General features: G+C 70.3%; 11 protein-coding genes. 10 read left to right on the top strand and 1 reads right to left on the bottom strand.

The window, feature by feature from the left end; all coding sequences use genetic code 11:
• The 9 genes from VFM98_RS04530 to VFM98_RS04570 all read left to right on the top strand — a co-directional run.
• Positions 1 to 1,590, top strand: a 1,590-nt coding sequence (locus VFM98_RS04530) for a PQQ-dependent dehydrogenase, methanol/ethanol family (protein ID WP_325108706.1), incomplete at its 5' end; no start/stop codon positions are given.
• Entirely contained in the window at positions 1,587 to 2,387 is an 801-nt protein-coding gene (locus VFM98_RS04535; protein ID WP_325108707.1) for a quinoprotein dehydrogenase-associated putative ABC transporter substrate-binding protein, read from the top strand. The genes VFM98_RS04530 and VFM98_RS04535, both read left to right, overlap by 4 nt.
• On the top strand, positions 2,384 to 2,962 hold the full coding sequence (locus VFM98_RS04540; RefSeq protein ID WP_325108708.1) for a cytochrome c: 579 nt from the start codon (positions 2,384 to 2,386) through the stop codon (positions 2,960 to 2,962). The genes VFM98_RS04535 and VFM98_RS04540 overlap by 4 nt, the downstream gene beginning before the upstream one ends.
• Positions 2,959 to 3,927, top strand: a complete 969-nt coding sequence (gene coxB / locus VFM98_RS04545; RefSeq protein ID WP_325108709.1) for a cytochrome c oxidase subunit II — start codon at positions 2,959 to 2,961, stop codon at positions 3,925 to 3,927. Before VFM98_RS04540 ends, coxB begins: the two co-directional genes overlap by 4 nt.
• The gene (gene ctaD / locus VFM98_RS04550; protein WP_414708981.1) at positions 3,924 to 5,909 is read left to right on the top strand and encodes a cytochrome c oxidase subunit I; all 1,986 of its coding nucleotides are present in this window, start codon (positions 3,924 to 3,926) and stop codon (positions 5,907 to 5,909) included. The genes coxB and ctaD overlap by 4 nt, the downstream gene beginning before the upstream one ends.
• A complete protein-coding gene (locus tag VFM98_RS04555; protein WP_325108710.1) occupies positions 5,906 to 6,520 on the top strand; it encodes a cytochrome c oxidase subunit 3 in 615 nt (204 codons plus the stop codon). Before ctaD ends, VFM98_RS04555 begins: the two co-directional genes overlap by 4 nt.
• Positions 6,517 to 6,858, top strand: coding sequence for a hypothetical protein (locus VFM98_RS04560; protein WP_325108711.1), 342 nt, complete (start codon positions 6,517 to 6,519; stop codon positions 6,856 to 6,858). Before VFM98_RS04555 ends, VFM98_RS04560 begins: the two co-directional genes overlap by 4 nt.
• Complete coding sequence (locus VFM98_RS04565; RefSeq protein ID WP_325108712.1) at positions 6,846 to 7,724, top strand: cytochrome c oxidase assembly protein; 879 nt, start codon at positions 6,846 to 6,848, stop codon at positions 7,722 to 7,724. Before VFM98_RS04560 ends, VFM98_RS04565 begins: the two co-directional genes overlap by 13 nt.
• A 32-nt stretch (positions 7,725 to 7,756) precedes the next feature.
• Entirely contained in the window at positions 7,757 to 8,110 is a 354-nt protein-coding gene (locus VFM98_RS04570) for a YciI family protein (RefSeq protein WP_325108713.1), read from the top strand.
• 4 nt (positions 8,111 to 8,114) lie between these two features.
• Here the strand turns inward: VFM98_RS04570 and VFM98_RS04575 are convergent, their stop codons facing one another.
• Complete coding sequence (locus VFM98_RS04575; RefSeq protein ID WP_325108714.1) at positions 8,115 to 8,921, bottom strand: tetratricopeptide repeat protein; 807 nt, start codon at positions 8,919 to 8,921, stop codon at positions 8,115 to 8,117.
• A gap of 162 nt (positions 8,922 to 9,083) precedes the next feature.
• Here VFM98_RS04575 and VFM98_RS04580 point away from each other — a divergent pair.
• Positions 9,084 to 9,287, top strand: a 204-nt coding sequence (locus VFM98_RS04580; protein ID WP_414708982.1) for a YciI family protein, incomplete at its 3' end; no start/stop codon positions are given.

The following is a 9,287-nucleotide window of genomic DNA, read 5'->3' on the forward strand; positions in this document are numbered from 1 at the left end:
CCCACCAATCTCGACCGCGGCCACGAGGCGGCGCCCATCGTGGCCGACAACACGATGATCGTGGTGGGCCCGTTCCCGAACATCGTCTACGCCTTCGACGTTTCCAGGTTCCCCTTCACGCAGAAGTGGACCTTCGACCCCAAGCCGGACGCCAGCGCGCAGGGCGTGGCCTGCTGCGACACCGTGAACCGCGGCGGCGCCTATGCCGACGGCCGCTTCTTCTTCAACACCCTCGACAACCAGACCATCGCCCTCGACGCGAAGACGGGCCGGGAGCTGTGGCGCACGAAGCTCGGGGAGATCAAGCGCGGCGAGAGCATGACCGGCGCGCCCACGGTGGCCAAGGGCAAGGTGTTCGTGGGCAACAGCGGCGGCGAGTTCGGCGTGCGCGGCTGGATCACCGCGCTCGACGCGGCCACGGGGAAGATCGCCTGGCGTGCCTACAACACCGGCCCCGACAAGGACGTGCTGATCGGCCCCAGCTTCAAGCCGTACTACCGGTCGGACCAGGGGCCGGACCTCGGCGTGAAGACCTGGCCCGGTGAGGCCTGGAAGATCGGCGGCGGCACCGTGTGGGGCTTCATCTCCTACGACCCGCAACTGGACCTGATCTACCACGGCACCGCCAACCCCGGGCCCTGGAACCCCGAGCAGCGCCCCGGCGACAACAAGTGGACGGCCGGCCTGTTCGCCCGGCGGCCCGACACCGGCGAGGCGGTCTGGTTCTACCAGACCAGCCCGCACGACCTGCACGACTACGACGGCGTGAACGAGAGCGTGCTGGTGGACCTCGCCATCGGCGGCACCACGCGCAAGGTGCTGCTGCGACCGGACCGCAATGGCTACCTGTACGTCATCGACCGCAGCAGCGGTCAGGTGCTCTCGGCGACGCCCTTCGTCCACACCACCACCTCCACCGGCGTGGACCTGCAGACCGGCGCGCTGAAGTACAACCCGGCCAAGACTCCCCGTGCCGGCGAGACGGTGCGCAGCATCTGCCCGGCCTCGCCCGGCGCCAAGGACTGGCAGCCGTCCGCCTGGTCGCCGCGCACGAAGCTGCTCTACATCCCGCACCAGAACCTGTGCCAGGACGCGGTCACCTCCGAGGCCAGCTACATCGCGGGCACGCCCTTCGTCGGCGTGGAGGCCAAGATGTATCCCGGCCCGGGCGGCCACCGCGACGTGTTCACCGCCTGGGACCCGGTGCAGCAGCGCAAGGCGTGGGAGATCCAGGAGAAGTTCCCGGTGTGGAGCGGCGCACTGGCGACCGCGGGGGACGTGGTCTTCTACGGCACCATGGACGGCTGGTTCAAGGCTGTCGACGCGCGCGACGGCAAGCTGCTGTGGCAGTACAAGACCGAGTCGGGCGTGATCGGCCAGCCGGTCACCTTCCGCGGCGGCGACGGCCAGCAGTACGTGGCGGTGTTCGCCGGCGTCGGCGGCTGGGCCGGCGCGATCGTCTCGGCCGCGCTCGACCCGCGCGACGCCACCGGCGCGCTCGGCTTCGTCGGCGCCATGCGCGACCTGCCCGCCGCCACGCGCCGCGGCGGGCACCTGTACGTGTTCTCGCTGCAGGGAGGTGGCCAGTGAAGCGCGCCCTGGCCTGGGGCCTCGCCCTGCTGCTGTGCGCGGCGAGCGCGCAGGAGCCCCCGCGCACGCCCCTGCGCGTCTGCGCCGACCCCGACAACCTGCCGTACTCCCACCACGACGGCAGCGGCTTCGAGAACCGCATCGCGCAGCTGGTCGCCGCCGACTTCGGCGTGCCGCTGGAATACGCCTGGCTGCCGGACCGGCGCGGCTTCGTGCGCAAGACGCTGGGCGCGGGCCTGTGCGATCTGATCGTCGGCGTGCCCGCGGACTTCGAGCGCACGCTCAACACGCGGCCCTACTACCGTTCCAGCTACGTGCTGGTGGAACCGCGCACGCAGCACGCTCCGCCCACCACCTTTGCCGATCCGCGCCTGCGCCAGTGGCGCGTGGGCGTGCAGCTGGTGGGCGACGACCTCGCGGCGACGCCGCCCGGCCACGCCCTCGCGCAGGCCGGCGCGGTGGCCAACGTGGTGGGCTTTCCACTCGCGGGCGAGCAGCCGGCCGCCGCGCGCATGGTGCAGGCGCTCGCGCGCGGCGAGCTCGATGCGGCTTTCGTCTGGGGCCCGCAGGCGGGCTACTACGCACTGCACGCGCCGGTGCCGCTGCGCGTGCACTACGTGCCGCCGCCGGCCACGCTGAAGGACCAGCCCTTCTCCTTCGCCATCGCCATGGGCGTGCGCCGAGGCGACCGCGCGCTGCGCGACCGGCTCGACGACTTCATCGGCCGGCGCCAGGCCGACATCGACCGCATCCTGGCCGATTACGGCGTGCCGCGCCTGCCGGAGGCCGCACCATGAGGGCGCGCCTGGCCTGGCTGCTGCTCGCCGCGAGCGCTCTCGCCGCCTGCGAACGCGAGGAGCGCCACTTCGCCGCCGAGGTGCAGAACGCCACCGGCGGCGCCACCGCCGTGCGCCGCAGCAGCAACCAGCCGGCGATGGCGCAAAGCGGCCTGGTGAAGCTGGCCGAGAAGAGCATCAGCATGTACGACGACAACGCCTTCGCCATCAGCGAGGGCAAGCGCCTGTACCGCTGGTACAACTGCTCGGGCTGCCACGCCAACGGCGGCGGCGGCATCGGCCCGGCGCTGATGGACAGCCAGTGGATCTACGGCAGCGACCCGCAGAGCCTCTTCAACACCGTCATGCAGGGCCGTCCCAACGGCATGCCCTCCTTCGGCGGCCACATCCCCGAAGACCAGGTGTGGAAGATCGTCGCCTACGTCCGCTCGATGGGCGGCGCCGTGCGCTCCGACGTCGCGCCTGCGCGTTCCGATTCGCTCTATCCCGGCAAGCCCGAGAACTTCCGCTCGCCGCAGCCGGCGATCCAGAAGGGCTTGTCGGAATCCGAGCAGTCACTGCGTCCGCTGCAATGAACCCCGGCGTCCACGACATGCTCGCCGCCTGGGGGCCGCAGGCGGGCCACGTCGCCTGGCTGTGGAACGTCTTCCTGGCGATCTGCACTCTCGTCTATCTCGCGGTGATGGTGGCGCTGGTGCTGGCGCTGCGGCGCGCCCCGAAGATCCACGCGCCCGAGCCGCCCGACCTCGGCACCGTCAACGTGCCGGAGCCGCGCCTGCGCCGCACCGTCGCCACTGCGGTGGCGCTCACCATCCTCGGCCTGCTGGTGTTGCTGGCGGCCAGCGTGTTCACCGACCGCGCGCTGGCGCGCCTGCCGCTGCACGATGCAGTCAACATCCGCGTCACCGGGCACCAGTGGTGGTGGAACGTCACCTACATCGACGGCCCGGTGTCGGAAACCTTCCAGACCGCCAACGAGATCCACGTGCCGGTGGGGCGGCCGGTGGTGGTGCAGTTGAATGCGAGCGACGTGATCCACAGCCTCTGGATTCCCAGCCTCACCGGCAAGCGCGACCTGATTCCCGGCCGCACGGCCACGCTCGCCTTCCGGGCCGACCAGCCCGGCATCTACCGCGGCCAGTGCGCCGAGTTCTGCGGCTTCCAGCACGCCTTCATGGCCTTCGAGGTGCATGCCGAAACGCCCGAGAACTTCGCGCGCTGGCGCCAGCTGCAGCTCGCCCCGGCGGCCGAGCCGGCAGATCCGCAGGCGCTGCGCGGCAAGCAGCTGTTCCAGTCCATCCAGTGCGCCATGTGCCATGCGATCCAGGGCACCATGGCGCAGGGCAGGACGGGGCCCGACCTCACGCACCTGGCCAGCCGCCGCACCATCGCGGCCGGCACGCTGCCGAACAACGCCGGCAATCTTTCGAGCTGGATCGCCGATCCGCACCGCCACAAGCCGGGCGTGAACATGCCGGCCAACCCGATGTCCGACGCGGACCTCGCCGCCATCGTCGCCTACCTCGGAGGCCTGCGATGAGGCCGGGACCGCTGGGCGAGAAGCCGCATCCGCACAAGGGGCGCATGAAGGACGGCCTGGACGGCGGCGAGCTGGTGGCGCGCGTGCTCGATGCCACCTGGGCCGACCCGCCGGGCCTCTGGGGCTGGATCTGCGCCATCAACCACAAGGCCATCGGCAAGCGCTTCCTCGTGACCTGCCTGGCGTTCTTCGCGCTGGGCGGCCTGCTGGCCGCGACGATGCGCATGCAGCTCGCGCGGCCGGGCAACACGCTGCTGGGGCCGGACCTGTACAACCAGATCTTCACCATGCACGGCTCGACCATGATGTTCCTGTTCGCCGTGCCGGTGATGCAGGCGCTGGCGATCTACCTGGTGCCGCTGATGGTGGGCGCGCGCGCGATCGCCTTCCCGCGCATGACGGCCTACTCGTACTGGATCTTCCTGTTCGGCGGGGTGATGCTGTACGCCGCCTTCTTCGTCAACTCGGGGCCGGATGCGGGCTGGTTCTCCTACCCGCCGCTGGCCGGCCCAGCCTACGGCGCGGGCAAGCGCAACGACATCTGGGCCCAGATGATCACCTTCACCGAGGTCTCGGCGCTGCTGGACGCGGTGATCGTCATCGCCACCGTGTTCAAGCTGCGGGCGCCGGGCATGACGCTCAACCGCATCCCGCTCTACGTGTGGGCCATGCTGGTGGTCGCCTTCATGATCCTGTTCGCCATGCCGGCGGTGGCGCTGGCCAGCGCGATGCTGATCATGGACCGCCTGGTCGCCACCCACTTCTTCAACCCGGGCGAGGGCGGCGACGCGCTGCTGTGGCAGCACCTGTTCTGGTTCTTCGGCCACCCCGAGGTGTACCTGATCTTCATCCCGGGCCTGGGCTTCATGTCCGCCATGATCCCCACCTTCGCGCGCCGGCCGATGTTCGGCTACACGGCGATGGTGCTGTCGATCATCGCGACCGGCTTCCTCTCCTTCGGCCTCTGGGTGCACCACATGTTCGCCACCAACGTGCCGGAGCTGGGCAAGACCTTCTTCACCGCGGCCAGCATGCTGATCGCGATTCCCACCGCGGTGCAGATCTACTGCTGGATCGCGACGCTGTGGACCGGGCGGCTCAACTTCAAGGTGCCGCTCTACTACGTGCTGTCCTTCTTCGCGATCCTGATCATCGGCGGCATGACGGGCCTGATGCTGGCTTCCGTCTCGCTCGATTCGCAGGTGCACGACAGCTACTTCGTGGTGGCGCACCTGCACTACGTGCTGCTCGGAGGCGCGGTGTTCCCGCTGTTCGGCGCGCTGTACTACTGGTATCCCAAGTTCGTCGGCCGCATGATGTCCGAGCGGCTGGGGCGCTGGAGCTTCTGGCTGATGTTCGCCGGCTTCAACGTCGCCTTCTTCCCCATGCACGTGCTGGGGATCCACGGCATGCCGCGGCGCGTCTACACCTATCCGGCCGAAATGGGCTGGGGCCCGCTGAACCTGGTGGCCACGGTGGGCGCCGTCACGCTGGCGCTGGGCATCCTGCTGACGCTGGTGAATGCGGTGCGCAGCGCCCGCCACGGCGCGCTCGCCGGCCCCGACCCGTGGGGCGCGGGCACGCTGGAATGGGCCACCGAGTCGCCGCCGCGCATGTGCAACTTCCCGGTCACACCGGTCGTGCACGGGCGCGACCCGCTCTGGCAGGGCGTGCCCGAAGGCCAGCCGGACCACGTCGCGGGCCTGGCGGTCGACGTGCGCGAGGTCCTTTGCACGACGGTCGCGGACGCGCACCCGGACAGCCGCATGATGTTTCCCGCCTCGACGCCCATGCCCTTCCTCGCCGCGCTCGCCACTGCCATCTTCTTCGTCGGCTCCATCTTCACGCCCTGGGCAGTGGTGTGGGGCATGGTGCTGGTGGCGGTGCCGCTGGTGTGGTGGTTCTGGCCGACCGAGGAGGAGTCACAGGAGGAACTGGCGCTCGAGAAGCTGGATGCCTCGGTGGCGGCGGAGAAGGCATGAACGAAGCCGTCACCAAGGGCAGGGCGCTCGACGTCTCGGAACTGCCCACCGTCGTCTTCTCCCACCGCAGCCTGATGTGGTGGGGCACGCTGGGCGTGATGGCGATCGAGGGCTTCGTATTCGGCCTGGTCATCATGGCTTACTTCTACCTGCGCAGCCACCAGGAGACCTGGCCGCTCACCGCACTGCCGCCGGACCTGCGCTGGGGCACGCTCAACACGGGCGTGATGCTCGTGAGCTTCGTGCCGGCGCACCTGGCCAAGCGCGCCGCCGAGCGGCTGAACCTGCGGGGCGTGCAGGTCTGGCTGGTGGTCAGCGTGCTGTTCGGCATCGCCTTCACCGTGATCCGCGCCTTCGAGTTCTCCACCCTCAACGTGCGCTGGGACAGCAACGCCTACGGCTCGGTGGTGTGGCTGCTGCTGGGGCTGCACACGACGCACATCATTACCGACCTGCTGGACACGATCGTGCTGACGGTGCTGTTCTTCATCGGGCCGCTGGACGGCAAGCGCTTCGTCGACGTGAGCGAGAACTCGTTCTACTGGTACTTCGTGGTGGCCGCCTGGCTGCCGATCTACTTCGTCATCTACTGGGGGGCGCGCGCACCATGAAGCTCAGGAGCTGGGCGGCCCTGCTCGTCGCGCCGGGGGTGGCGCTGGCGACGCAAAGCGTCATGTATTCGATGGTGACTCCTGCGTGCAGCACGCAAACAAGGCTGCAGCTGCACCTGTTCGCGGCGGTGGCGCTGGCGGTGGTCGTGGTGCTCGCGGTGCTCGCGTACAGCGAGTGTTCGCTGCACCGGCCGGAGCCGGCCTCGATGGACAGCGACGAGGCGCACGCCCGCCACCGCTTCCTCGCCAACATGGCGGCTGCCGTGGGCGCGTTCGCCGCGCTCGTGATCGTGGCGATGTGGTTCGGCACCTGGGTGCTCACGCCTTGCGAGCCCTGATCGCCGCGGCGGCACTCGCGCCGCTGCTCGCCTGGGGGCACGTGCCGGAGGGCGCTTCGGGCGCGGAGCCGTGGGCGTGGAACTTCGCGCCGTGGCTGATGGCGCTGCTCGCGGGATCCGCGCTCGCGTATGGCCTCGGCCTGCATCGCCTCTGGCGCCGCGCGGGCGGCGCGCGCGGCGTGTCGCCGTCGCAGGCCGGCTGCTTCGCGGCGGGCTGGGCCACGCTGGTCGCGGCCCTGGTCTCTCCCATCGACGCCGCCGGGGCCCACCTGTTTTCCATGCACATGGTGCAGCACGAGCTGCTGATGGTCGCGGCCGCGCCGCTGCTGGTGCTGGGACGGCCGCTCGCGGCCTGGGCCTGGGCGCTGCCACCGCGGCTGCGCCAGGGCGCGGGGCGCCTGTTCGCGCGCCGCGCCTGGGCCGGCCCGTGGTCGGCGCTCACCGATCCGCTGGGCGCCTTCGCGCTGCATGCGATCGCGCTGTGGGCCTGGCACCTGCCGGCCGCCTTCGATGCGGCGCTGGTGCACGAAGACTGGCACATCGCGCAGCACTTCTGCTTCCTCGCCACCGCGCTGTTCTTCTGGTGGTCGGTGCTGGGGCACGATCCGCGCGGACGCTACGGCCCGGGGCATTCGGCCGCCTCGCTGTTCGCCACCATGATGCACACCGGCGCGCTGGGCGCCCTGCTGAGCCTGGCGCCGAATCCCTGGTACGCGCCTTATGTCGCGACCACGCTGGCGCTGGGGCTGGACCCGGCGCAGGACCAGCAACTCGGCGGCCTCGTGATGTGGGTGCCCGCGGGGCTGGTCTACGTGGTGGCGGCGCTGTGGGTGCTGGGGCGCATGCTCACGCGGGCCCGCGCGTGACGCGGCCGCATGCCGCCCCTATGATCGCGCGCATGGCCTACATGCTCGTGATCCTCGAAGACCCCGCCCAGCGCGGCACGCGCACGCGCGCCGAAGGCGAGGCGGTCTACCAGCGCATGGTGGACTTCGCCGACACGCTCAAGCGGCAGGACAAGCTGCTGGCCGTCGAATCGCTCGCCTCGCAGGACAAGGCCACCCGCGTGCGGGTGCGCGGCGGCCAGGCGCAACTGCTCGATGGCCCGTTCGCCGAGGCCAAGGAAATGATCGGCGGCTTCTTCCTGCTCGATGTCGCCAGCCGCGAGGAGGCGCTGGCCATCGCCCGCCGCTGCCCCGCCGCCGAATGGGCGACGGTGGAAGTGCGGGAGACGGCGCCCTGCTATTCCTGAGCGCTCACTTGGTGGCGGCGGCGCTGGAGGGCTTGTGCCCGCGCTTCTGCGCGATGTAGCGCAGTTCCGCCTTGGCCACGGGATCGTTGGCGTCGATCTTCAGGCACTCGTTGTACAGCTTCTCGGCGCCATCGAGATCCTTCTCCTCCACCAGCACGAAAGCCTGGCCGCGCAGCGCCCGCGCCAGTTCGCGGCCGCGCACGCTGGGCGGCGAGAACTCGCGCGCGTCGGCCTCGGCGCGCTTGAACTCCTTGGCCGCCTCGTCCCAGTTCTTCTCCTTCAGCAGCAGCTGGCCCAGCTCCGCGCGGTAGGCGGCGTTGTGCGGCGCCAGGGCCACGGCGGCCTCGATCGCCTTCCGCGCATCCGGGAAGCGCCGCATCTCGGTCAGGATGAAGCTCTTGAGGTAGTACGCGTCGCCCCAGGTGGAGGGATAGACGCCAGCCTCCATCGCCTGCTTGCCCGGGCTCGGCGTGCGGCCCACTTCGTTCAGGTAGGCCTGCGCTTCGGCGGGGCTGCGCGAGGCGAACACCTGGACCTTGCCGCGGCGGTAGCGGTCCTCGTAGGATTGGACGACGGCGTCGGCGAGCACCAGCGCTTCCTGCATCTTGCCGGCGCGCATCAGCCGCGAGACCTCGTCGAGTTCCGCCGTGTTCTCGGTGGGAGCGCGGGGGCCGGCCGCCGAGGCGGCAGCCGCAGGTGCCGAAGCGGCCGGGGCGGGCTTGGCCGGCTTGGCCGGCGGCGTGCCCTGGGCCCAGGCGGCGCCCAGCCAGCAGCTCAGGACACAGGATGCGATGACGCGTGCGGAAAACATGACGGTGACTTCCTCCTCGTTGCAAATTGTGACCAGTCTACGGTTGCGTTGGGAGGCCCTTTGGTGCCGCCTCGGGTTTATCCCGACCGACGGATGTCGAAATCGGGGTGCCCGCTTCGTCGTGGGGAAGAGGCCGATGCGGCTTCGCCACAGGAGACCACCATGCGATTCATGATCATCGTGAAGGCCACCCCGGACAGCGAGGCGGGCCGCTTCCCGGAAGATAGCGAGAAGATGTTCCAGGCCATGGCCGCCTACCACGAGGAACTGGCCCGCGCCGGCGCGCTGCTGGATGCCTCGGGCCTGCAACCGAGCAGCAAGGGCTGGCGCGTGCAGTACGAAGGCGGCAAGCGCACCATCGTCGAC

The organism is Ramlibacter sp., from assembly GCF_035706265.1.
Classification (GTDB): domain Bacteria; phylum Pseudomonadota; class Gammaproteobacteria; order Burkholderiales; family Burkholderiaceae_C; genus Ramlibacter.

What these genes read in the sequence shown, in the direction of transcription:
- VFM98_RS04540 (WP_325108708.1), top strand. Translation starts at nt 2,384, where the DNA reads ATGAGGGCGCGCCTGGCCTGGCTGCTGCTCGCCGCGAGCGCTCTCGCC.
- coxB (WP_325108709.1), top strand. Translation starts at nt 2,959, where the DNA reads ATGAACCCCGGCGTCCACGACATGCTCGCCGCCTGGGGGCCGCAGGCG.
- ctaD (WP_414708981.1), top strand. Translation starts at nt 3,924, where the DNA reads ATGAGGCCGGGACCGCTGGGCGAGAAGCCGCATCCGCACAAGGGGCGC.
- VFM98_RS04555 (WP_325108710.1), top strand. Translation starts at nt 5,906, where the DNA reads ATGAACGAAGCCGTCACCAAGGGCAGGGCGCTCGACGTCTCGGAACTG.
- VFM98_RS04560 (WP_325108711.1), top strand. Translation starts at nt 6,517, where the DNA reads ATGAAGCTCAGGAGCTGGGCGGCCCTGCTCGTCGCGCCGGGGGTGGCG.
- VFM98_RS04570 (WP_325108713.1), top strand. Translation starts at nt 7,757, where the DNA reads ATGGCCTACATGCTCGTGATCCTCGAAGACCCCGCCCAGCGCGGCACG.
- VFM98_RS04575 (WP_325108714.1), bottom strand. Translation starts at nt 8,921, where the DNA reads ATGTTTTCCGCACGCGTCATCGCATCCTGTGTCCTGAGCTGCTGGCTG.